At 41.1% G+C, this 23,986-nt stretch carries 17 protein-coding genes; 8 read left to right on the forward strand and 9 right to left on the reverse strand.

Features of this window, described 5'->3' with window-relative positions:
* The first annotated feature begins 82 nt into the window (after positions 1-82).
* The 3 genes from RI561_RS10390 (at position 83) to RI561_RS10400 (ending at position 6,148) form a co-directional block, all read left to right on the forward strand.
* Positions 83-1,336, forward strand: coding sequence for an MFS transporter (locus RI561_RS10390; RefSeq protein ID WP_395080170.1), 1,254 nt, complete (start codon positions 83-85; stop codon positions 1,334-1,336).
* Positions 1,337-1,360: 24 nt separating this feature from the next.
* A complete protein-coding gene (locus RI561_RS10395) occupies positions 1,361-2,359 on the forward strand; it encodes a sugar phosphate isomerase/epimerase family protein (RefSeq protein WP_395080171.1) in 999 nt (332 codons plus the stop codon).
* Between the two features lie 1,260 nt (positions 2,360-3,619).
* Positions 3,620-6,148: a M1 family metallopeptidase gene (locus tag RI561_RS10400; RefSeq protein ID WP_395080172.1), complete on the forward strand. Its 2,529-nt coding sequence runs from the start codon at positions 3,620-3,622 to the stop codon at positions 6,146-6,148.
* Between the two features lie 284 nt (positions 6,149-6,432).
* Here the strand turns inward: RI561_RS10400 and RI561_RS10405 are convergent, their stop codons facing one another.
* Positions 6,433-6,561 carry a hypothetical protein gene (locus RI561_RS10405; protein WP_395080173.1) on the reverse strand — a complete coding sequence of 43 codons (129 nt, stop codon included), beginning with the start codon at positions 6,559-6,561 and terminating at the stop codon, positions 6,433-6,435.
* A gap of 17 nt (positions 6,562-6,578) precedes the next feature.
* Between RI561_RS10405 and RI561_RS10410 the strand changes: the two genes are divergently transcribed.
* Positions 6,579-7,592 carry a 6-bladed beta-propeller gene (locus tag RI561_RS10410; protein ID WP_395080174.1) on the forward strand — a complete coding sequence of 338 codons (1,014 nt, stop codon included), beginning with the start codon at positions 6,579-6,581 and terminating at the stop codon, positions 7,590-7,592.
* Between the two features lie 273 nt (positions 7,593-7,865).
* On the opposite strand, the gene RI561_RS10415 is transcribed toward RI561_RS10410, so the two are convergent.
* Positions 7,866-9,128, reverse strand: a complete 1,263-nt coding sequence (locus tag RI561_RS10415) for a spinster family MFS transporter (RefSeq protein ID WP_395080175.1) — start codon at positions 9,126-9,128, stop codon at positions 7,866-7,868.
* Between the two features lie 421 nt (positions 9,129-9,549).
* On the opposite strand from RI561_RS10415, the gene asd reads away from it, so the two are divergent.
* The gene (gene asd / locus RI561_RS10420) at positions 9,550-10,599 is read left to right on the forward strand and encodes an aspartate-semialdehyde dehydrogenase (RefSeq protein ID WP_395080176.1); all 1,050 of its coding nucleotides are present in this window, start codon (positions 9,550-9,552) and stop codon (positions 10,597-10,599) included.
* A gap of 92 nt (positions 10,600-10,691) precedes the next feature.
* Here the strand turns inward: asd and RI561_RS10425 are convergent, their stop codons facing one another.
* Both RI561_RS10425 and RI561_RS10430 read right to left on the reverse strand, forming a co-directional pair.
* Positions 10,692-11,087, reverse strand: coding sequence for a hypothetical protein (locus RI561_RS10425; RefSeq protein WP_395080177.1), 396 nt, complete (start codon positions 11,085-11,087; stop codon positions 10,692-10,694).
* Between the two features lie 3 nt (positions 11,088-11,090).
* Positions 11,091-11,468, reverse strand: a complete 378-nt coding sequence (locus tag RI561_RS10430; RefSeq protein WP_395080178.1) for a hypothetical protein — start codon at positions 11,466-11,468, stop codon at positions 11,091-11,093.
* 259 nt (positions 11,469-11,727) lie between these two features.
* Between RI561_RS10430 and RI561_RS10435 the strand changes: the two genes are divergently transcribed.
* Complete coding sequence (locus tag RI561_RS10435; RefSeq protein ID WP_395080179.1) at positions 11,728-16,692, forward strand: lamin tail domain-containing protein; 4,965 nt, start codon at positions 11,728-11,730, stop codon at positions 16,690-16,692.
* A 67-nt stretch (positions 16,693-16,759) separates the two neighbouring features.
* Here the strand turns inward: RI561_RS10435 and RI561_RS10440 are convergent, their stop codons facing one another.
* Positions 16,760-18,829 carry a TonB-dependent receptor family protein gene (locus tag RI561_RS10440; protein ID WP_395080180.1) on the reverse strand — a complete coding sequence of 690 codons (2,070 nt, stop codon included), beginning with the start codon at positions 18,827-18,829 and terminating at the stop codon, positions 16,760-16,762.
* A gap of 115 nt (positions 18,830-18,944) precedes the next feature.
* On the opposite strand from RI561_RS10440, the gene murI reads away from it, so the two are divergent.
* Complete coding sequence (gene murI, locus RI561_RS10445) at positions 18,945-19,757, forward strand: glutamate racemase (protein ID WP_395080181.1); 813 nt, start codon at positions 18,945-18,947, stop codon at positions 19,755-19,757.
* A 156-nt stretch (positions 19,758-19,913) separates the two neighbouring features.
* On the opposite strand, the gene RI561_RS10450 is transcribed toward murI, so the two are convergent.
* The 3 genes from RI561_RS10450 to mscL form a co-directional block, all read right to left on the reverse strand.
* The gene (locus tag RI561_RS10450; RefSeq protein ID WP_395080182.1) at positions 19,914-20,972 is read right to left on the reverse strand and encodes a 6-bladed beta-propeller; all 1,059 of its coding nucleotides are present in this window, start codon (positions 20,970-20,972) and stop codon (positions 19,914-19,916) included.
* A 76-nt stretch (positions 20,973-21,048) separates the two neighbouring features.
* Positions 21,049-21,258 carry a hypothetical protein gene (locus RI561_RS10455; RefSeq protein ID WP_395080183.1) on the reverse strand — a complete coding sequence of 70 codons (210 nt, stop codon included), beginning with the start codon at positions 21,256-21,258 and terminating at the stop codon, positions 21,049-21,051.
* Between the two features lie 318 nt (positions 21,259-21,576).
* Positions 21,577-21,990, reverse strand: a complete 414-nt coding sequence (gene mscL / locus RI561_RS10460; protein WP_395080184.1) for a large-conductance mechanosensitive channel protein MscL — start codon at positions 21,988-21,990, stop codon at positions 21,577-21,579.
* A 138-nt stretch (positions 21,991-22,128) separates the two neighbouring features.
* Here mscL and RI561_RS10465 point away from each other — a divergent pair, with 138 nt between their 5' ends.
* The gene (locus RI561_RS10465; protein WP_395080185.1) at positions 22,129-22,374 is read left to right on the forward strand and encodes a hypothetical protein; all 246 of its coding nucleotides are present in this window, start codon (positions 22,129-22,131) and stop codon (positions 22,372-22,374) included.
* Positions 22,375-22,444: 70 nt separating this feature from the next.
* Here RI561_RS10465 and RI561_RS10470 read toward each other — a convergent pair whose 3' ends face one another.
* Positions 22,445-23,776, reverse strand: coding sequence for a PhoH family protein (locus tag RI561_RS10470; protein WP_395080186.1), 1,332 nt, complete (start codon positions 23,774-23,776; stop codon positions 22,445-22,447).
* Positions 23,777-23,986: the final 210 nt, after the last annotated feature.

Here is a 23,986-nt window from a genome sequence, read left to right on the forward strand (position 1 = left end):
AAAAGTATGTATATAAACCCCATCAATATTCAGAAGCATTTTCTGATCTCAGATCAACATAAAACCAATAAAAGAATATAGAATGAATAAGATATTACAGGCCAAACTGAGTCTTATGATGTTTTTGGAGTTTTTCATCTGGGGGGCTTGGTATTCAACCGTCGCTGTTTTCATGACCGCCAATGGCATGGAGAACCTAACCCATTGGCCCTTCACCGTGAATCCTATTGCCGCAATAGTCGCTCCTTTTTTCGTTGGGTTGATTGCCGACCGCTATTTTGCCACAGAGAAAGTGTTAGGGGTATTACACATTTTGGGAGCCCTTTTCATGGTTTTGACACCCATGGCAGTTGAACAGCCGGTCTTATTTATATTGTTGCTACTTGCTTACAATCTCTGTTATATGCCCACCATGAGTTTAGCGAACACGCTGTCCTTTCATCATATAGATGATCAGGAAAAGGACTTCCCCATTATTCGAGTTTTCGGAACCATTGGATGGATTGTAGCCGGACTTGCCATCAGTTTTGTACTGGGTATGTTTGTTGCTGAAAATATCAGACCTGAAGAAACCGCACTGCCTTTATATATGACGGCCGCTGCCAGTCTTCTTCTGGGAATTTATAGTTTTTCACTTCCGCATACTCCACCGCCCGCAGAGGGAGAAAAAGTTTCTATTCGAAGTATTGTCGGTATAGATGCATTTAAAGAATTGGGGAGTAAATCTTTTTATGTGTTCCTGTTTAGCTCATTTTTACTCTGTATTCCACTGGCTGCTTACTACAATTTCACTCAAATTTTTATTGGAGATGCCGGCTTTGAGAATATTGCAGCCACACTTACTATCGGACAAATGTCTGAAGTACTATTCATGGTTTTAATTCCGGCTATGTTTATTCGCCTTGGGGTGAAATGGATGCTAGCCGCGGGGATGCTCGCCTGGGTTGTACGCTATGCCCTGTTTGCCCTTGGTGCCACTGAGAGTATCACCTGGATGATTCTTGCCGGTATTGCACTACACGGTATTTGCTATGACTTCTTCTTCGTAACCGGACAAATTTATGTGGATAAAAAATCTACCGCCGAAATTCGAGGTCAGGCCCAGGGACTTATTATTCTGATCACCTATGGTTTGGGAATGTTAATCGGGGCTCAGGTAGCAGGAAGAGTTTATAATAGCTTCCTTGGATCCGCAGATTCTTTAACTTTAAGTCAGTGGTTCGACTTTTGGTGGATACCCGCTATTTTTGCAGGAGCAGTTATGATCTTCTTTATCATTTTCTTTAATGATAAAGTGTTAGATGAAGACGCTACTGCAGATGATATCACCATATAATTTTTACCAACCTTTTTTCACACAATGACCAGACCCGTAACACTTTTTACCGGACAATGGGCCGACTTAAGCCTCGAAACGTTAGCTCAAAAAGTATCTGAGTGGGGCTATGATGGATTAGAACTAGCCTGTTGGGGAGATCATTTTAACGTCACCCAAGCCCTTGAAGAGGATGGATACTGTGAAGAACGAAAAGAGCTACTGGCAAAATATGATCTCAACGTTTGGGCTATTAGTAATCACTTAGTGGGACAGGCGGTTTGTGATCTCATCGATGAACGCCACAAAGAAATTCTGCCTGATCATGTCTGGGGAGATGGTGATCCTGAAGGAGTCCGAACTCGTGCCGCAGAAGAGATGAAAAACACGGCCCGTGCTGCCAAAAAACTTGGAATTGATGTCGTAAACGGATTTACCGGCAGTTCCATCTGGTCGAAATTATATTCCTTTCCTCCCAACAAGCCGGATATGGTGGAACAAGGCTTTCAGGATTTTGCGGATCGATGGAATCCTATTTTGGATGTTTTTGATGAGGAAGGCATTCGCTTTGGGCTGGAAGTTCACCCCACTGAAATAGCCTTTGACATTTCTACGGCTGAACGCGCTATTGATGCCCTTAACGGACGAAAAGCGTTTGGTTTCAATTACGATCCCAGTCACCTCGGCTACCAGGGTGTTGATTATATTGAATTCATCAGAAATTTTGCTGACCGAATTTACCATGTGCATATGAAAGATGTGTGGTGGTCAGATAAACCCACAAAGGCCGGTACTTTTGGCGGTCATTTGGATTTTGGCCACCCCGACCGCAACTGGGATTTTGTTTCCGTGGGAAGAGGAAACATCGATTTCGATCGGGTTATACGGGCACTCAATGAAATTAAGTATTCAGGCCCGCTTTCAGTAGAATGGGAAGACAGCGGCATGGACCGGGAATATGGAGCAAGTGAATCCTGTGATTATGTGAAGAACATCGACTTCCCCCCTTCCGGAACGGCTTTTGATGCCGCCTTTTCTGATTAGTGTTTTTGGAACCTTTATTTTTGAGAATTTGGGATGAGCCATGTTCTATGTTGAATACTATCTACCGGCCTTAGAAAAAAGAGCGTGAAGAAGATGACGAAATGAAGCGTTAAGAAAGAAATCATACCACATGGCAGTTAGCTTTCCTGTAAACCTGCTAATGGAGCATTGATTTCTTTTAGCGGAATGCCGTCAGCTTTAGCTCTTTTTTCGCAGCCGGGAGTTTTTGTTTCTTTTGTCGGCACAAAAGAAAAAGGAAGAAGAATACTGGCAACAGATCATTATTAAGGCTCGAGAAGCTGGAGCTTCACTGACTGCGTTTCTAAGCCGGAGCTTAGCAACGAGTACCAAAGCACTTCATACTACAATTAGCAATTTTTTAAAAAAAGTTGTCTTCCCTGTAGATGTTATGTAATTCGAGGACAACTATTAGTTAGTTTTTCTGGACTATACTGTAAAGTCCTCCCTTGCCTCTCCCGTACACGCGTGTCGGGGAGGGAGGTGCCGGACTGAGCGGATGCGAAGTCTGGCGGTGGGTGTTGGTGCTAAGGGCAACACCTCTTTTACTATCTTATTATCCCCATTAGCTTTGATTCTGAAGTGTATCATGCTACACTTAGCTTGGCAACAACACCCCTCAAAATCAGTCAGGAACAACTGACTGATTTATCTCCCCTCAAGGGGAGACTTCACTTTTTCAACATTTGTCAACGAATTACATAACATCTACAATCCCGGACAAGACGTCGCGAAGCGAAGCAGAGTCGCCGATCCGGGATCTCCCGATTATGGAAGAAGTCGGGTCGTCTCGCTGAGACTTAACATTTGGGTGGTCTGTGATCCACGGGCTGAAGCCGCGTGGCTATATTCGGCTATCCCTCCGGGATTTTGTTCGGTAGGTATGTATCTGGGAGTATTTATTAAAGTATGTCAGAGGTTTAAACCTGAGAGAGCTCATCTTCCTCCACTCAAAACCTTGGTTCCAAAATCCTTCAGGGACTAACGAAATGCGTTATATCCCTTCAAAAGGGGATTTTTCTTTATAGAATTGAGCTTCATGAAGCGTAACGAAATCAACTATATTTTTTTGTGTTTTAGTGATTTCGTGGCAAAAGATAGTAGTTGCATTCAACAAATCGGCTCAGCGAGCTGAGGTACATACCACGGCTCGCTGAGCCGATTTGTTGAATTTAAAAAACCGAATTGAATTCTCCCTGATAGTTAATAGATTAGGCTGCATCAAATTAATTAACGAGGCACATGAATTACCTTTTAAAATCTATTGTACTTTTTGCTCTTTTAATCGGGTTTACAGGCTGCTCATCTATCCCAACTGTTGAGCCCGGCGTTTCTCTGGAATTAGCGGAATTTCGAAAAGCTCATATTTCGGACATCACCTATGAACTGTACTTCAATATTCCGGAAAATCAGAATGAATCTATTTCAGCATCCTCAACCATTAATTTCACCCTAAATGAAAGTGGGTTTGATGTGCAGCTTGATTTTCGGGAATCACCGGATATGCTGCAATCGATGTCCATCAACGGTAATGAAACCGATATCCGGTTTGAAAAGGAACACTTGATTTTACCCGCTGATTTATTACAGGAAGGCCAGAATACTGTTGATATACAATTCACGGCTGGCGAGAGTTCACTGAACCGAAATCCTGAATATCTATACACCCTTTTTGTGCCCGACCGTGCCCGAACGGCTTTCCCCCTATTCGATCAACCGGACCTTAAAGCGACCTATGATCTCACCCTTGAAATTTCCAAAAACTGGGCAGCTATTTCCAATTCGCCTTTGAATTATGAGCATGAATCAGATTCTACCAAAACACTGAATTTTGCCCCTTCTGATCTGATCAGCTCGTATTTGTTTTCATTTGTAGCCGGAGATTTTGATAAAGTAACCCAAACCGTAGATGGCGTTGAAATGACGATGCTGCACCGGGAATCGGATCAGGAAAAAGCAGAGCGAAATATTGATGATGTCTTCCGCCTGCATAAAGCTTCCCTCGACTGGCTAGAAGAATACACCGGCATCGACTACCCCTTTCAGAAATTTGATTTTGCCCTCATCCCCACCTTCCAATATGGAGGAATGGAGCATGTAGGTGCTATTCAATACCGGGCATCTTCTCTGTTTTTGGATGAAGACCCGTCTGATTCACAATTACTTAGTCGTGCCAGCCTGATTGCCCACGAAACGGCTCATATGTGGTTTGGGGATCTCGTTACCATGGAGTGGTTCAATGATGTATGGACCAAAGAAGTGTTTGCCAACTTTATGGCCGCCAAAATCATGAATCCGAATTTTCCTGATATTGACCACGACCTGAATTTTGTGTTGCGCCATCACCCCAGTGCCTATTCCGTGGATCGTACCGACGGTGCCAATCCCATCCGCCAGGATCTCCAAAACCTAAATGAAGCCGGACAAATGTATGGGGCTATCATCTACAACAAAGCGCCCATTATGATGCATCAACTTGAATTACTGGTAGGCGAAGAGGTCTTTAAAGAAGGCTTACGTGAATACCTAAACACCTACTCATTCGACAATGCCACCTGGCCCGACCTGATTTCTATATTGGATCAAAAAACCGAACAAGACCTTGCCTCCTGGAGTGAAGTGTGGGTGAATACACCCGGCAGGCCTCATTTTTTCTTGGTTTCTTCTATAGAGAAATCTCAGGTTGTTCAAGTTGATGCTGACGGACTTAACAGAGTTTGGCCACAACAATTTTCTATTATTGAACAGGCTGAAGGAGAGTTTAGAACGCATGAGGTTTTAAGTGTAGAATCTGAAACAGAAATCTCACTCAGTGAACCTCAGTTTCCAAGATTTAACACGGACGGATATGGGTATGGACTTTTCCCAACTGCGCTCAAAAACCTGAATGCCTGGGAGCGACTTGGAGATGTATCAAAAGGTTCAGAGCTCATAAATTTATACGAAAATATGCTGGCTCAAAAAGAAGTAGTTCCGGACCAATATTTAAATAAACTCATTGAGTTGATTCAGCAGGAAGAAAATCAGCTTCTTATTGGGCAGATACTCGGGCAAATCCGAACTATTTATTGGGACCTGCTCACGGAGGATGAACGAAATAATGTGACCCCTCAGCTCGAAGGTATTCTGTGGGATTTGATGAATGAACAAGAGAACCCAAGCAAGAAAAAAACCTTTTTTAATGCGTTCAGGAACGTTGCTTTAAGCAGCACTGAAGTTGAAAAAGTCTATGACATCTGGCAGGGTGAAATAGAAATTGAAGGACTGAATCTTTCGGAAAGTGATTATATCAGTATGGCCGGTGATCTTGCCATCAAAATGCCGGGACGTTCTCAGGACATCATTGCAACGCAGCTGGAGAATATTGAAAACAGCGACCGTAAGCGACGTTTTGAGTTTATTAGTCCTGCTTTATCAAACCGTCAAATGGTTCGGGATGAATTTTTCAGATCCTTAGAAAATGAGGAAAACAGGCAAACAGAATCCTGGGTGCTTAGTGCTTTGGGCTATCTTCACCATCCGCTTCGGGTTCAGCAATCGGAGAAATATATTCTTCCCAGTTTAATGCTGTTGCAGGAAATTCAGGTCACCGGCGACATCTTTTTCCCAAAACGCTGGCTGGATGTGATCTTAAGTAATTACTCATCCGATAAAGCCGTACAAACCGTTCGTGATTTTCTGAATGAACGCCCTGATTATAACGATCAGTTGCGAATGAAGATCCTTCAGGCCGCTGATGGGATGTTTCGGGCGAATAGGATAAAGGGGTGAGGGGATGGCTTGTTTTATTTATTGTAGCTTGGTATTTGGACCGGGAGGTTGGGAACGAGATTAAAATCTGGCTTTTTTACGTTGGCTGAGCACGTTCGAAATGAGGGTAATTGCCTTTCAGTATTTTTTTTATTTACTTCAATTCCTAATATTACTTTAAAAAGTGAGGTTAATATGAATAAGTTTTCAACATATATAATTTCGTTTATTATTGTTTTGTTTAGCATAACAAGCTTTGACTCCAGTTATGTTGAGGGTCAAGATGCATGCTATTTAATAGGTTGTTACAAGCCCGGTGGAGGTACTATTTTCGCCTGTACATCGTGGGCAGAAGATGCGCCCGATTGCACTTCTTGTACAGAAGACTGTCCCGATTTAGTAGTTGAGTAATAAACTAATCTACTTGCAGTCATTAAATACAGTACTATTCATGAAAACAGTATTATTTTTGTTTAGTTTTATTTTGCTATCCGGTTGTGAAAAAACTAACGACACATCAGAGCGATATAATTTCACGTTTACTAAAATTGGTGAGATTAATCTTCAAAATTCTTTGTTAACCGGCGCAAATCGAATTTTAAGGAATGAAACCCATATTTACATTTTAGACACAAGGCTTGGAAAAATTTTTCGATATGATTCAACCGGAAAAAATTTAGGGGATTTTGGGGGAGAAGGTTCTGGTCCTGGGGAGTTTAGAAAAGCTGTTTCATTTGATTTTGGTTCTCACAATACCCTTTATGTTTATGATAGAGACCTGCAAAGAATTTCTGAATTTGACCTCGAAGGAACTTTTAAACGTTTGATACCCGTTAAAGCGTTGGGTACACAACTAATAGCTACAAATACAAAATTTTTACTGCATAATAGTACAGTTTTCTCGCATGAAAAGCCGATGGTTAAAGTAATTGACATGGATTCGGGTGAGATTGTAAAAGAAATTAGCCCTCTCTCCGATCTTGTAGCAGATTTAGGTTTTGGTATTTCAGGGCCAGCATTATTTGGAGTAACTGAATCAGAGTCAAAAATTCATGTCCTTCAACATCCGTTTCATTTAAAATTATTCTCCTATGATAAAGCTGGCGTGATTAAGAAATTTGAGAAAGAGTTAAGTTCAGATTTTTTTGTGAAGCCTGATTTTTCCAATTTTAACAGGTATTCTGATAAGGTAGAGGAACGAACAAATGCAAGTATTTACGCTGTTTTTTCGAGTGAGGAAAAAATTTTTTTTATATATGACGAGTTCCACACTCCAGACAGATACATGGATATTTTTGATTATGACGGAAACCTCCTAAATAAAGCACCTGTTAAATTAGGTGGTGCATATCCAATACATTTTTTTGAAAATATATTTTATTCGTTAGCATATAAAGATACTGTAAATATTGAACAAGGCTTCAAACTTAATACATATACATTAGAAGTTTCAGATTCAGAATAAGAAACATATTGTTGAGTCTGATACTCAATAAGTATTGAGATCTTAGTAGCATTCCCAGCGAGGCTGTTTGGAACGAGTTGTAAATTTGAGTTGTGGTTTCATTGGTAATAGTCGAACCGGGTGGTCCGTGATTACATTCCTAACTACGGCAAAGGCTTTAACCGAATAGTAACATAGTTATCATTGCTGATTCATGGTAATTGAGCATAATATTCTTTTGTGTAACCGAGAAGTAAAGCTAGTAGGGGCAAATTACAATACGCCCCGTATTGCTCAATCCTCGGCATCTTCATGATAGAACTGCATCGCCTTCCAGAAACTTAACGTTGCTAAGAACCCACACACCGTAAATACCAGCAGCAGTGCTTTCGAAGGGCCATACAGATCCGTAAATACATGATCGATGAGCCAACCTGTTACGGGCGGTCCGATCCCAAACCCCACTATGCTGATCACAAATAAATACACTGCGCCGGCCATCCCCCGCATATCTGATTTCACAAAATATTGAATAAGGGCTGCCGCCACTCCGTTGTATGAGGAGGCGATCACGTTCCCGATCCCGATCAGTACAAAAGCCATCATTACCGATTCGGCAAATAACCCAAAATAGTAGAATGGGAGTCCGCCCAAGGCAGCCACAATCCCCATTACAAAGCGTTTCTCCGGACCAAATTTAATGGCCATTTTGTCGGCCAGCCAACCGGAGAGATTTACTCCCACTCCCGTCGCAAACATAAACCAACCGTACTGAGCGATCATAGAGGGAGCTTCAAAGGTATCATTCAAGACCGTTCCGATAAAAGCCAGAATGGTGTATCCGCTGAGGGAAAGAAGTGAAAATCCGACGAGATAATAGCGCACACTTCTCTTTTTGAGGATAAACCGCAGTACTCCAAAAAACTCTGATGCCGAACGATCACTTTTACCCGACCTTCTCTTCGGTTCACGAATTAATAAAAATCCTATAACCGCAATAACCAATCCCGGCCAACCTACGATCTTCATGGCCTCCCGCCAGTCGTAGGCTTGCGCTACCGAACCACCGATCAAAAAGGAAAGTCCTACCCCAACAAAGATCCCGGAGGCGTAGACCGAGAATACGCGCGCTCTTTTTTCAGGTGGGAAATAATCAGCCAGTAAGGAATACACGGCCGGACTCAATGCCGACTGACTCACTCCAACAAAAAATCTTGCAGTGATCAGAAAAACGAAGGAGCTGGCGAATCCGCTGGCTACGGTCATCAGGCTCCAGATGACAAGTCCGGTAAGAATGATCCGCTTTCGGGAAAACTGATCCGCAAACCATCCCATAAAAATTCCACAAACGGCGTAGATCAGGGAAAATGCCGGGCCGTACAGAATTCCGATTTGTGTATTGGTAAAGCCGAGGTCATCCCGAATGGCGGTTCCCAATACAGCCACAATCTGTCTATCAACAAAGCTGGAGATATAGATGAGAAAAAGTAGTCCAAGTACAATCCAGGCATAAACCTGTGGATTACGGGCTTCAAGTTTGTTATAGATAAATTTCATGGGGCAAAGATAGAGTACAGATTGGTTGGATGGAAATGAGAATAAAACTCAATTCTCTTCGGCCTTAGAAAAAACAATAAAACGAATACCCATCCATCACCCCGCTCTCATCGAATTTATAACCTCATCCCCTTCACACCGAGCGGAAAGATGGATTACTGAGTTCCCCAATCAGTCACAGCGTCTTCTCCCCTATGCATAGGGGAGAAACAAAAAAAGGGGTGCCGAATTCAAGCTGCTAAGTTTGATTCCCTTTTTTCGTGATTTCGAGATTTAGTGGCAAAATTAAATTGAATGTCATTTACTATAAACCTCATCAAAAAAAGCGAATATTTCTTGGTTAAAAATCTCACATTAAGGATATAGAATGGTTATTTTTAGGGCTCACTTAATTTTGATCGAAACATAAAACTCACTCATCATGAAAGTTGGAATTTTAGGTGCTACCGGTGCCGTTGGACAAAAATTTATTCGTTTATTGCAAGGACACCCTTGGTTTGAAATTGAGGCACTTGGAGCCTCCGAACGCTCGGCCGGTAAAAAGTATAAAGACGCCACCAACTGGATCGAAGATGTAGTGTTGCCTGCATCTGTTAAAGAGATGACGGTTAAGAATTGTGTCCCGTCTGAATTTGATACTGTCGATTTTGTTTTTTCCGGGTTGGACTCTTCGGTAGCCGGTGAAATTGAAAAAGCTTTTGCAAGCTCAGGTATTCCGGTGATTTCCAATGCTAAAAATTACCGACAAGACCCTACGGTTCCACTGCTTATACCGGAGATCAACCCGGATCATACCGAACTCATTAAAAATCAGAAGTTCACCAAAGATGGAAGCGGATGGATTGTCACTAACCCTAACTGCGTGGCTGTTCCTCTAACTATTTCCCTGAAACCTCTTTATGATGCCTTTGGAATCGAAGCCCTGATTCTTACTACCATGCAAGCTGTTTCGGGAGCGGGCTATCCCGGTGTGGCAAGTTTGGATATTTTGGGGAACGTGGTTCCTTTTATTTCCGGGGAAGAACCTAAAGTCGGTCCAGAAACACGGAAACTGTTAAGTACTTTGGAAGGAACGACCTTGGCAAAACCGCATTTCCCGATTCAGGCCACAGCGACCAGAGTACCAACCATCAACGGCCATATGATCTCGGTTACAGCAAAGCTGGAAAATCCACCGTCAAACCTGGAGGAGCTGAAAGCAGCATACACGAACTGGAAAAACCCAATTGCTGATCTTGAGTTACCTTTTGCGCCGAAGAAATTGTATAAGCTACATGAGGAAGAAAAATATCCTCAGCCTCGGCTACATGCGGATGCCGAAAATGGAATGCAGTTACATCTGGGTCGCCTTAGAAAAGCAGAAGTATTTGATGTCAGCTTTGTAGCTATGGCACACAATACTATTCGCGGTGCGGCGGGTGGTGCTATTTTAAATGCTGAATTATTGGTGAAGAAAGGATTTTTAAAGTAAATCCCAATCCCAATCCCAATCCCAATCCCAATCCCAAAATTTCAATGACCAATTGATTTATGAGTTGAAAATTGGAATTTGATCACTGAAAATTAGTCCCCATCCATCTCATCCAAGCGTTTTTGGGACTGGTATAAATTTAATTTTGTAGAGAACCGAACCGCAGCATCCCGATCGCGGCGTTTTATTTTTAGCGTGATTTTACCCTGATCGCTACCGGGCAGTGGCTCAAAAAAGGCCCATTGACTGGCTACCAGGATAAGTTTTCCCCCGGTGAAGGGAAATCCTTTTTTAAACTGAATACGTTTGATCTGATTTACATCAATTGAAAATTTGGAGAGGTTGCTGAGGGCATTTCCATACATATCATACACTTTATACTCAAACAAGATCTCCCGATCCATTGCACTGATAACTCCCTTCACCTCTTTAACCTTCACTTCTGCATCCGAAGCCTCATACATGGAATAACTATAGGGAATACTCATAGGTTAGTCGTCCAACTCCCTTAATTTTTCTTCAGATAGTTTAAGATTCAAATTGGATGAGATACTCGCTGCCAACTCCCGGTTTTTTCGTTTCACCTTTAGCACTCTTTCCGTAAGATCTTTACCCGGGAGTTCTCCAAATGATTTAGCTGTCTTTCCATGCAAAATCAGTTTTCCGCTAAACCATCCTTTTTTGAACTCGAGCATGTTAATTTCTGAAATGGATACTTCTTCGGTTTTCAACTCCGACTGATAAGCCTCCACCACGGCGTCTTTTTTCTGAAATTCGAAGACTAATTTTTCTCCTTCCACGCGCAGAATTCCTTCAATTTTCATGAATCCGCCGTTTAAATTTTCTATGGTAAATGGAAGACTACGCATTTTATTAACTGTTTTTACTTGGCTTAGTTGGTGTTAAACTTTCTTTAAAAAAGTACATAAAAACTGTAAGGAGTGCTCATCTCATCGCTCTAACATTATAGCTAACAAAAGAGAGGTAATATATCATTGCCTTGAGAATACATTTATTCTCAATGTCCTTCCAGGAGTAAAAGGTGGAAAACCCTTTTACTCTATTTTTTTCTATGTAGTTGTTTTCAATAAAAGTTGATTTAATTACCTGATCAACCTATAATTTTGTATGAGAACAATAATACTACTTTTATTATCACTTACATACTCCTACTCGCTCACCTTTGCACAGAGTGTAAATTTTGAGGATAGTTTTTCAGATCAGGATATCTCTGATTGGTCCGGTAACCCCGGTAACTTCACTTTTCTTGATGAAAATAACAATATACTGTTGCAGCAAGATGCTAATGGTGCTGGCACTTCTTATTTGAGCATACCATCTACTAATGTTGAAGGCTATTGGGAGTTTTTTGTGCGCATGGATTTCTCCCCTTCCAATAGTAACAAAGTAGAAATTTATCTGATGAGTGACAGTGAAGACCTCGACGCCAACTTAAACGGATATAAGTTGGTTGGGGGTGAAAATGGATCTGATGATGTCTTTCGCCTTTTCAGGGTTGATGGAGGAACCGAGGGAACAGAAGTTCTAACCGGTACAACAAATATCAGCAGTGGCGGAGATTTTAGAATTAAAGTAACTCGCAGTGCATCAGGAAACTGGACACTTGAAGTTGGCGAAGGGTACTCGGGTGTTTTAAGTGAAGACGCTACCGGGACAGATAACACCTACAGCAGTGCTTCTCATTTTGGATTCAAAACCATATACACTTCCACCCGATCTGACTTGTTCGCTTTTGATTTTAAGATTGATATACCCCCTCTTCAAATTTCTACTATTACAGCAGTATCTGATTCCGAAATAGATATCGCATTTAATCGTGCCATAGATTTTTCTACTGCTCAAACTTCTAATTTCATATTAACTCCGGGGAATACCAATCCTCAATCCGTTACAGAGCAATCCGCTTCAGTGGCCCGGCTGAATTTTAATACTGAATTTACAGGCGGAACCTACGCTGTTGCCGTCTCTGATATTGAAGACTTAGCCAATGAAAGTACCATTGCCGATACATCCGCCACTTTTGTTGTGTTTGATGAATACCAACCCGGAGACATTATCATTAATGAATTCATGAAAGATCCTCCATCTGGAGCTGAGGAATACGTTGAGCTAAAAAATATTTCTGACCGATATCTTAATCTCAACGACTGGACCATTGGTGATGACAATGCCCTCACTACCATCTCTAATTCTGATGTCGCCATTCTGCCCGATAGTTTTGCTGTGATTTCAAGTGATGCGGAAGCACTGAAAAACTTTTTTGGGGAAGCAAATTATATCAATGCATCACTGCCGGCATTGAATAACGGTTCAGACCAAGTACGACTTTATGATCCAAATGGAAACACAGCAGATTCATTGTCTTACGATTCAGATTGGGGTGGTGTTGATATAGCGATAGAACGAAAGTCGGAAAATGTATCTGCTACTTTCAGAGAAAATTGGGGAGATAGTCCTTCCGCTAATTTTGGAACACCCGGCCTGTCCAATCAAGTTCAACCTGACAATTCTCCCCCGGAAATATTAGACCTGATCACATCTGATTCGCAGACCCTTACTTTAACTGCTTCAGAGCGACTCGATATTGCCTCAGCAGAGACCATCTCAAACTACAACATCAGCCAAAATCCTGAACCGGGTGCAAACACACCTCCCATTCCAAGTATAACCTCAGCAATACTTTTAAATGGCGATACTATAGAACTTTCACTGGATATCCCACTCGAAGAATATCAAGGTGACTGGACTCTTTCTGTCCAAAATTTGACCGATATTTTTGGTAATTCAACCAATGAATCTATAGACTTCAATTACTTCATAATTTTTACGGCAGAACCGGGACAAGTAGCCATTAACGAATTTATGTATGATCCTGCACCTGGTTTTTCTGAGTTCGTTGAGCTTTATAACCATACCGACAGTTCTTTTAACTTGCAGGATTGGACCCTAAATGATAATACAGGTACTCAACGGTTCATTACCAATTCAAATATTGTACTTCCTCGTGAAAATTTTGTGATACTCGCACCCGATAGCTCACTTGCTGATTTATTTCCTGATGCCTCTTTGATTGTAATGGGAAGCCGCTTCCCTGCCCTGAACAATGGCACCGATGCCATTGTTATCAAAAATAAGAACGGTGTGGAAATAGATTCTCTGACCTACAGTTCCAGCTGGGGTGGAGAGGAAATATCTCTTGAGCGAAGAGAGCCAACTATTTCTGCTATTTTTAGTGAAAACTGGGGAAATTCTCCTTCTGAAAATTTAGCTACGGCAGGCCTGCCTAATGAAATTCCTATTGATGACACCCCACCTGAAATTAAAAACCTCACCATTGTAAATGACAGTACGCTCCAAGTCGTTTTCAGTGAGAGGATACAAGCCGGACCTGCTGCTAACCCAAATAATTATTCCTTTAGCATCCCTCTCAATTTCGATAAACCTTTACCAGACCTCGAGTCGATTAATTTCTTATCCCCTGATACCGTAGTACTAAATTATGAAAATAGAATACCGCGGGAGGATGACGGTACCTATTTCGGGTTAAACATTGAAAACCAAGTCGATATTTTTGGAAATCTATCAGAGTTACTTGAGCAACAATTTTTCCTTATTGACTTGAGCGAACCAAGTCGGGGAGATGTGGTTATCAATGAATTTATGTATGACCCCGAAGGTACCCTTACCGAATTTGTGGAGCTTTACAATCACACCGATCGAAATTTTGACCTTTCCGGATGGTTTTTCAATGATAATACCGGAAATCGCAGAGTCATTTCGGATGCTGATCTCAAACTACCCGCAAATTCTTATGTTATTTTAGCACCCGATAGTTCTCTTGTACAGCAGTTTCCAAATCGAAGTATCATTTTGATGGGAAGCAGGTTTTCCTCTCTCAATAATTCCACTGATGCTATCGTCATCCGAGATACCAACGGTATGCTCATGGATTCGCTAACGTACTCTTCTGACTGGGGAGGAAATGGGGTTTCATTAGAGCGACTTAGCCCAACAGCTCCTTCTATCTACCGTGAAAACTGGGCGAATTCTCCTTCTGAAAACCTGGCGACCCCGGGTATTGAGAATCAAGTTCCAACAGATAACAACCCACCCGAAATTACAAATATCACTGCCACTTCAGCCGACTCCATTCGCATTACCTTTAACGAACGAGTAGATTCTACTCTTGCTCATAACCTGAACTCTTATTCCCTTTCTCCTTCTGTAAATATTCAGAAGGTAGCGCAATACTCGGGCAATATGCTTTACCTGGTTTTGGCTAATCAACTTTCTGATGGAGTAACTTATACCATTAATGTAAATGATCAGCAGGATATTTTCGGGAATGAGATGGAAAGCGATGAAACCACTTTCGAATACATCGTGCTGTCAGAAGCTCAGCAACGCGATGTCGTTATAAATGAAATTTTATACAGACCTGCTTCTGCAAATTCGGAGGAATTTATTGAGCTGTTTAACCGAACCGGCCAAAATTTTGACTTGTCTGGCTGGACCCTCTCGGATGCAACCGGCTCTGCCAATATTCCGGATGGTACTCAAATCACATCCGGTGAATATCTTGTACTTACCGATTCTCAATCAGGCAGTATGAATGCTGATATAGTAGCAAAAAGAAATCAACTATCAACTACGGTATATGTACCGGGTTTTCCTTCTTTGAATAATGATGAAGATGCAATAGTCATCAAAAATGAGAATGGGCTCGTAATTGACAGTTTATTTTATAATGAAACCTGGGGTGGTAATGAGCCTGGAAAATCATTGGAGCGTAAAGATCCTGAATCAGCTTCCAACGATGCCAGCAACTGGGCTACCAGTACTTCAGAAGCCGGAAACTCAGCCGGGCAGCAAAGTTCTATCTATCAACCCGATGAGACAGCGCCTGAAGTGATTTTTGCTAAGCTTCAGTCGGATGGAAAAATATTTGTGGCCTTCTCAGAATTCATAAATATTTATAACACAAATGTGTTTGTAAATGATGAGTCAACAGCTATCACAGGGTATAACGAGCGGAATGCAAATATCTTAATTTTGGGTGAAGACGCTTTTCCTTCCGGTGAACCATTGGTTGTTTCGTTCAGTCAGGTTAGTGATTTCAGAGGAAATACTTCTGAAAATCTTTCCGTGGAAGTATCACAACCTCTGGCTCCGGGCAATGTGGTCATCAACGAAATACTGTATAATCCGCTTGCCAACCCGGATGATAACCTCCCGGATCAAAACGAGTATATAGAACTTTACAACCGCTCAGAATATGCTATCTCTTTGGAAGGCTTTTTCCTGCACGATGAACCGGATGAAAATAACGAAGTCAGGGATATCCAGCCCGTTTCTTCACAATTTAAATGGATTGCACCCAACGACTATGTAGTTGTTTATGCAGAAGACGAAGCTACTACTTTCGGAGAAAGCCGGCTTGCCCGGTATTTTGAAATGACCGAAGTTGATGAATCATCCTATGTTCGTATTGACCGTTCCAGTTTAAGTCTTGCCAATAATGATGACGCCATTTTCTTGGCCGACAGTACCGGAACTACCATCGATTCTGTGTTTTATGATGAAAGTTGGCAAAACCCCAATTTATTTGATACCGACGGTATTGCTTTAGAACGAATTGACCCAAACGGCCCAAGTAATGATCCCTCAAATTGGAGCTCAAGTACTCGCGTAAATGGAGGAACTCCCGGTGAACAAAATTCTATTTTCCAGCAAGCCGGAACTGCACCCGATAATTCCGGAATCACCTTCACACCCAACCCTTTCTCCCCTGATGATGATGGTTCAGAAGACAATCTTTTTATCAACTATAAACTGGATGAACCAGACTACCTGCTCCGAATTCGGATTTTTGACCGCTATGGGCGGGAAGTGCGGAAATTAGCTGATGGCTACCAAGCCGGATTTGAAGGCTCCCTAATCTGGGATGGCTTAACTGATGATGGCAATAAAAACCGTGTAGGTATCTATATTGTACTTTTTGAGGCTTACAATAGTGCCAATGGGCAGAACAGGACGTTTAAGGAGACGGTAGTGTTGGCGAGAAAATTTTAGGGGTAATTTTTAAATGTTGAATTTTGAATGTTAAATGAGTTTTACAAACCCATTTAACATTCAGCATTTATAATTCAACATTAAGCTTTATGCCACCAAACCAATTTCGGGGAGCGGCCGGCTGATAGAAACGGTCACCGAAGGCATTCAGATCGTTGCCGAGACTGTACTTTTCATCCAGCAGATTATCTACTCCGAAGAACGCATCCAGGTTTACGTTTTCAAAGAGTTCTTTTTTGAGACCAATTCTGCTTTGCACCAAGTGATAGGAATTTGAATACACCGTGTTGGCATCATTCAGGGGAATTTCATCGGTAAAATTGTAAGAAAGGTTGACATAAAGCCCCGGTTCCGTCTCAGCTCGCAACGAAGTAACAACCGTATGCGGAGCCACGCCGGTAAGTTCATTGCCGGAGTAATCGTTTCCTTCTTTCTGATAATCCACAAATTCAAAATCATGGTAGGTGTAAGAGAACTGCCAGTCCAAATTCTGTACAAAGCGGGTTTGGTTTTGCATGAGCCGCCAGTTGGTAGCCAGCTCAATTCCGTATTGATCCGTGGCACCGGTGTTTTCAAATACCACTGTAGAATTTCGATCGGAAGGCTGCTGAACAATGGTCTCATCCAGCTTGAAATAGAAAGTGGTTAAATCATAGCTAAATCTCAATTCCTGAAAACTTCCACGGGCTCCGACCTCATAATTTGTACCCTGTTCGGCTTCCAGATCCAAAGCAATACTCCCTTCATTAGTTCTAAATTCTTCAATTGTTGGAGGTGAAAATCCATAGCTAATACTGGTGTGTAGAGACAATGCCGGAGTAAATTTTTTCACCAGCCCAACTCTTGGAATAATTTCCGGGTTGAAGGTTTTTTCAGCTAAACCGGCTTCATCATCTTCCAAATTTGTGACTAATCTATTCAAGCTATATTCCAATCGGTTATAGCTTAGGCCACCGGTTACATAAATATCACCGGGTAAATCAAATTCCGTTTTAAGAAAAACAATTGAAGTACGGATCTTAATCTCATCATCAAAGTTGAGGGCGTCTGTTTCACCGTTATCATTCTCAAAATTTCGAGCGGCATAATTGGCGGTTTGATACTCGCCCCCAAACGTAAAGCGGGTTCGCACCTCGCCAATGTCGGTGTCATAATAAAAACGGGTTCGTCCCCCACCGGACTTCCGGCTGTCTTTTTTGTAATCTAGGTTAAATGGATTTTCGAAAGCGCTAAAAGTACCGTAGAGCGTCGTCAGATTCGAAAGATTTTCATTCACTTCCACATCGTGACTAATCCCCGCAAGAAAGGCCTGCTGATCAATACTCGCATTGGCTTCCACGCTGCCTAACACAAAGGGATTTCCCGGTCGCGCCTGACTTGGTTCATTCTGATACTGCTCCAGGGTCAAGCCGCCCGGAATTCCATAATATAAATCAGAATATAAAAAACTGGTTTTGATGACCTGCTTATCATTGAGCTGAAATCTTGAAGAAAGCTCTGCCGTTTGTCTTTTGAAAAATGATTGCTCCCGATATCCATCCAGGTGCTGATTGGAATAGTTAAACCGAAAATTTCCCCGCTCGACTTGCTGCTCGATATTAGCCGTATATCGCTGAAGTCCATAAGACCCAAAATAGATTCCCGAACCTACTTCATTTTGATTGGACTGACGACTATTGAGTAATAAAACACCGCCGTTACCGGCCCCATAAATGCTTCCTGCAGGACCTTTAATCACTTCCACTTCCTGCATATTAATCACATCCAGTAAATTTAGTGGAGTGCTTCCAGAGGGTTCGGTAAAAGGAATATCATTCCAATAAATTTTCACATTACGAACTCCAAATGGAGCACGAAGGGAACTTCCCCTTATGGCCACTCTATAGCTTCCGGGGGCACGCTGTTCAATTCGAACTCCTGGCACTTTATTCAATCCATATAGAATGGATTCTTCATTTAGTCCGGTTATAGAAGCAGCCTCAATATTTGCAATAGCTCCGGGCGTTTCCATTAAACTCCGGTTGCCTTCGTAGCCTGTTACAACAATTTGACCGAGATCTGCTTTAAGCGTATCTAAATCTTGAGAGAAAAGATGTGGAGATATTAACAGAAGCAGAATCGTATAAATTAGTTTCATAAATAGGTTTAAAGTGGGGGTAAAAATTTATTTCGGAACAAAGTACAAAGCCTTTTAATAAGATTTAAGAATTGAATACCTTCAAGAAGTAAATAATTCCTTTAAACCCATTCATTTGCAAGATTTAAAGAACAAAGCCCCCATTGGCATTTTTGATTCCGGCATCGGCGGACTAACCGTAGCAAAAGCTGTGATCGATGCTCTCCCCAATGAGGACATTATTTACTTCGGGGATACGGCCCGGGTTCCCTACGGAATCAAATCAGAAGAGACAGTTCGGGCTTATGCGTTGCAGATCACAAATTTTTTATTAAAGCACGGGGTGAAAATGATACTGATTGCTTGTAATACTGTCTCGGCTTCGGCCAAGGAAGAAATCATACAGGCTTCCGGCGATATTCCCGTATTAGATGTAATTACTGCGGGCACACATAATGCCGTATCAGATCCAAACCGAAGAAATATTGGAGTCATTGGCACTTTGGCAACGGTAAACTCCAAGGCCTACGTGAAAGCCATTCATGCCCATGATCCTACTGTCACTGTTAAGCAGCAGGCTTGTCCGTTGTTGGTACCCCTGGCTGAGGAAGGCTGGATTGATAATGAGGTCGCCATTCAGACTTTACACCTCTACCTGGATGAATTTAAAGACAGCGGCATCCAATCCCTGATTTTAGGTTGTACGCACTATCCTCTGTTTAAAGATGTCATCCCGCAAATCTTGAACGGTGAAAATGTAGAAATTATAGACTCGGCCGATTCAATTGCTATGGCAGCTAAAGAAAAACTGGAAACCCTGGATTTACTCAATACCTCCGGAGGACAATTTCAGTGCTTTGTGAGTGATCGTCCCCAGCGTTTTCATGAACTGGCGGAGCGGTTTTTGGGGAAGGAACTAAATGGGGTTGAAGTGGTGACTTTGGATTGATGGTTAGCTGTCAACTTTCAGGCTTCAGCTATCAGCTTTTCTGTCCGCTTTCATGTCGTTTCCAACGTTCCCCATGTGAGTACCGGATCTGACCTTCTACTTTCAATAAATATATAACCTCTAAGTAGAATTTGTTTTACAGCCTTCACAACCAAACTAAAATTTCGGCTGATATATATAAAAAGTAAAGCCGCCGTATTCCTCCCCACTGTTTTCTGATTTAAATATGAAATTACCGTTTTCATATTTAATAAATTCATGATTTGTATCTAATCCTCCTGCCAGTAAACTTCCATCTGCTTCATAAATATCAACAAAGTAACGAGTCATATCTTCAAACTCAGCTCCACGTCGAAGGTATTGAGTGACAATTTTATTTTTTAGTGCAGCAATTTGAATAAAGCTTGTTGCATTTGCATTTGAAAGTTGCTCAAACATTTTTTGCGGATTATCTCTATCAATCTCATCGGTGTTAAGTGGTTTTGTGTAAGGAGAAATGTTAATGGAAAACGAATTTATAAGTTCACCTGTAGTATCATATTGATAAATATTACTCCCCCAAACATGAATTACAAAAAATTGGCGAAGCTGATTTGAATAAGCTGAAAAATAAGGCACACCAATACTATTCGGTTCTACCTCACTTGAAGGTGCAAACGTAAGAACAGAGTCTGTAGCTAAGTTTTGTTTCACTACATTACAAGTCTCAGACAAATTATTAGTACAAGATGATATCCCAGTAGTAACAATCCATTCACGATTTTCATCAAGAAAATAGGAGTTAGTAAAAGGAGCCATTGCGTCAATGGGAATTTCATCTATCAAATCCCCTGATAAATTAAATAATTTATAATCGTACGCTCCTTCCCCATTTCTGGTATACACTGTATCACCAATAACTTCTATCCATTCTATGGCTAAAAACTCACCCGGTCCACGTCCAGATCTTCCCCAAGATCGAACTATTTCCCCGTTCTCATTATATGCATGCACTTTATTAGAAGAAGTTTCTGTTATGTAAAATAAATCCTGGCTATAAGAAGCTGAGCCAACAGAAAAAACTGGATTATCTTTGGTTCCATTTACTTCAATAGAATCCACTAAAGAAAAATAATCTGAAAATTTTTTTGCAGCAATAGTTTCTTTATTACCTGACTTATTTGTGCAAGTAACGAAAAAAAGTATTAGAAGAGAAAGATAAGCTGACAATTTCATATAACTGATTGTTTTAAATTATTATTTATAAAGTAAAAAATGAGCCCTGTTTTAGGGCCCATTAAAATTATTAAGTTTAATCAGGTATAGTACAAATTACGTCCCCGCAATCAGCTGTACATTGCAGGTTGCTGTCTTCGGTTGTACATATATAACAAAGCTTCTCACCTTGTGTGTATATATTTAAATCACAGGCAGTATCAGCTTCAACTTCATCAACTAAGTTTAAATTTACTAATACAGCCAATGATAATATTGCTGCAATTGCTATTAGTAGTTTTTTCAAGATTTTGTACCTTTATTTTAATGTTAAGCATACACTTAAATGTATGTTTAAATAAAAAAATCAAAAAAAAATATATATGTCAAGTCCTACCCGTATATTTAGTATTTTAAAAAACTTATTATAAGATTTCACTCTTCAATTAAGACTTAGTAAAATATTATTCATTTCATGCTCGTTCCCAACGTCCCCGTTGGGAATGCCTATATGGACCTCCCCGTCCCTCTGATAACGAGTTGAAACTTGGGAAAACCGACCAACGGCACCATGATAATTGTATACCATCGCATTAAGAAAAAGGTGAATTAGTATTCTATGAATTTACTTCTTCAACAAATCCCGAATCTCCGTCAACAGCACTTCTTCTTTGCTTGGGGCTGCCGGTTTTGGATCCGGTTTTTTCTCTTCTTTTTTCATGAAGTCGTTATACACTTTCACTACCAAGAAAATCGCCAGTGATACAATCACAAAGGTGAGTATGGTATTTATAAAAGCTCCATAGTTTATGGAGATGGCTTCTACCGTACCGTCAGCCAACACCCGTTTAGCTATCTGATATTTAAATTCGGCAAAATCTACCCCTGCTATTAAATATCCCACCGGCGGCATGATAATATCATTCACAAATGATTTCACGATGGCCCCGAAATAAGTCGCCATAATTAAACCCACGGCCAACTCAATCACATTACCTCGTGAGACAAATTTTTTAAATTCTTCGATCATATTTTTCATGTTATCTAAACTTCTTTTTTTGTTTGTGAGTCAATATAATGAGTTTAATAAATTAAAGGTTTCATTAGCCTCTTTATCACTTCTGTTATATCTTTAAGCTGAATTTTTTATATAACTTTTAAGATCGATACATCTCCTATGAAAACCATTGCTCAGCTCACATATATTCCCCTATCCGAAGATGATCCCAGAGAAAAAGTACAGGAATTGTTGGAGCATCTTGCCCAATATGACGTAGATATTGAAGTCGGGTATTTATCCACAACCATAATCGGGGCACCAAAAGTAGTTTTTGAAGTCATCGCCGACTTATACGATATCATGGCGATGGAAACAGATAATTTTAGGTTCCAGGTTGATTTACTTAGCCCTTCTAAAAAATAGGTTTTAGGTGCAAGGTGTTAGGGGTTAGAATTACTTGAAATCTAACACCTCGTCACTAACACCTAAAACCTCACAAAAGTTTTGAAGCTAAGTTTGCCAAGTCTGACCGCTCCCCTTTTTCAAGATTGATATGCGCGTATAAATCATGATTGTGCATTCGGTCTACCAGATAACTTAATCCATTACTTTGGGCATCAAGGTATGGAGTATCGATTTGGAATATATCTCCGGTAAATACTATCTTCGTGTTTTCTCCCGCCCGGGTAATAATGGTTTTCACTTCGTGAGGTGTCAAATTTTGAGCCTCGTCAATGATGAAAATCACATTTGAAAGACTTCGTCCACGGATATACGCCAACGGGACAATCCGAAGCTTATCGGTTTGCAGCATTTCATCGATCTTTTTAAAAGGCTTACTGCTTTCCTTGAACTGATTTTTGATGAAACTAAGATTGTCCCAAAGTGGCTGCATATACGGATCAATTTTCTGATTGGCGTCACCTGGCAAATAGCCAATGTCTTTATTACTGAGTGGGACAATAGGTCGCGCCAGGTAAATTTGTTTAAAGTCACTCCGCTGCTCTAAAGCAGAAGCTAAAGCCAATAAAGTTTTACCGGTTCCGGCTGCTCCGGTTACTGTAGTACACAGAATATTCGGGTTCTGAAGGGCATGCAAGGCAAAAGTCTGCTCTGCATTTTTGGGATTTACTCCATAGGCATGCATTTTATCCACCACTTCAACCTTTTTGGACTGTGGATTGTACCATCCCAACCCCGATGCCCCATGACTCCGCAAAATATAATAGTGGTTACAAACCGGATCACTTTGTCCAAGTTTATCAGGATCAATTTCTCCGTCCTCATAAAATGTACTAATCAATGAAGGGTCATCGATTTCAAGCTCGGTTTTTCCGCGATATAAGTGCTCAATATCTTTGATGCGGATGGTTTCATAATCTTCGGCCTCCAAATTCAATGCCCGGGCTTTCAGGCGCAGATTAATATCCTTGGAAACCAATATCACCCGTTGTTTAGGGTTTTCTTCCTTTAAGTGAAGTGCTGCATTTATAATGCGATGATCGTTTTTGTCTGAGCCGTAAACCTTTGTGGCATCAGTAGAAGTCTCCTGATTGGTTATCACCCGTAAGTTACCATGAGTACGACCATTCAGTGGAATCCAATTTTGAAGCATATTGGCATCGGAAATGCCATCCAGGTAGCGAATAAATTCCCGGGCATGTAGATTTATCACATTGTTGCCTTTTTTGAAGGTATCCAGTTCCTCCAAAACCGTGATTGGTATAGCTACATCATTTTTTTCGAAATTTTGGACGGCTTCATAATCATAGAGCAGAACGGAGGTGTCAAGAACGAAGATCTTCTTCTCTTTCTTCTTAGGCATAGAGGGGAAATTTTGATTTTAAGAAGTTGTGTACCAGCCATAGTATGTAGATGATTTTTGGTCGGCTTTTGAAATAAAGCTAAAGTGGGCATCATTTGCAATGCGTAATACAGATTTAACAGAGAATTATTTTAGCAGTTAGCAGTTAGCAGTTAGCAGTTAGCAGTTAGCAGAAGCTGCTCGTTTTGAGTTCAGTAGTCAAATTGTAAA

This window comes from Gracilimonas sp. (assembly GCF_031581265.1).
Classification (GTDB): domain Bacteria; phylum Bacteroidota; class Rhodothermia; order Balneolales; family Balneolaceae; genus Gracilimonas.

Coding starts and splice junctions, on each gene's coding strand:
- RI561_RS10390 (WP_395080170.1), top strand. CDS start 83: ATGAATAAGATATTACAGGCCAAACTGAGTCTTATGATGTTTTTGGAG.
- RI561_RS10395 (WP_395080171.1), top strand. CDS start 1,361: ATGACCAGACCCGTAACACTTTTTACCGGACAATGGGCCGACTTAAGC.
- RI561_RS10400 (WP_395080172.1), top strand. CDS start 3,620: ATGAATTACCTTTTAAAATCTATTGTACTTTTTGCTCTTTTAATCGGG.
- RI561_RS10405 (WP_395080173.1), bottom strand. CDS start 6,561: ATGACTGCAAGTAGATTAGTTTATTACTCAACTACTAAATCGGGACAG.
- RI561_RS10410 (WP_395080174.1), top strand. CDS start 6,579: ATGAAAACAGTATTATTTTTGTTTAGTTTTATTTTGCTATCCGGTTGT.
- RI561_RS10415 (WP_395080175.1), bottom strand. CDS start 9,128: ATGAAATTTATCTATAACAAACTTGAAGCCCGTAATCCACAGGTTTAT.
- asd (WP_395080176.1), top strand. CDS start 9,550: ATGAAAGTTGGAATTTTAGGTGCTACCGGTGCCGTTGGACAAAAATTT.
- RI561_RS10425 (WP_395080177.1), bottom strand. CDS start 11,087: ATGAGTATTCCCTATAGTTATTCCATGTATGAGGCTTCGGATGCAGAA.
- RI561_RS10430 (WP_395080178.1), bottom strand. CDS start 11,468: ATGCGTAGTCTTCCATTTACCATAGAAAATTTAAACGGCGGATTCATG.
- RI561_RS10435 (WP_395080179.1), top strand. CDS start 11,728: ATGAGAACAATAATACTACTTTTATTATCACTTACATACTCCTACTCG.
- RI561_RS10440 (WP_395080180.1), bottom strand. CDS start 18,829: ATGAAACTAATTTATACGATTCTGCTTCTGTTAATATCTCCACATCTT.
- RI561_RS10450 (WP_395080182.1), bottom strand. CDS start 20,972: ATGAAATTGTCAGCTTATCTTTCTCTTCTAATACTTTTTTTCGTTACT.
- mscL (WP_395080184.1), bottom strand. CDS start 21,990: ATGAAAAATATGATCGAAGAATTTAAAAAATTTGTCTCACGAGGTAAT.
- RI561_RS10465 (WP_395080185.1), top strand. CDS start 22,129: ATGAAAACCATTGCTCAGCTCACATATATTCCCCTATCCGAAGATGAT.
- RI561_RS10470 (WP_395080186.1), bottom strand. CDS start 23,776: ATGCCTAAGAAGAAAGAGAAGAAGATCTTCGTTCTTGACACCTCCGTT.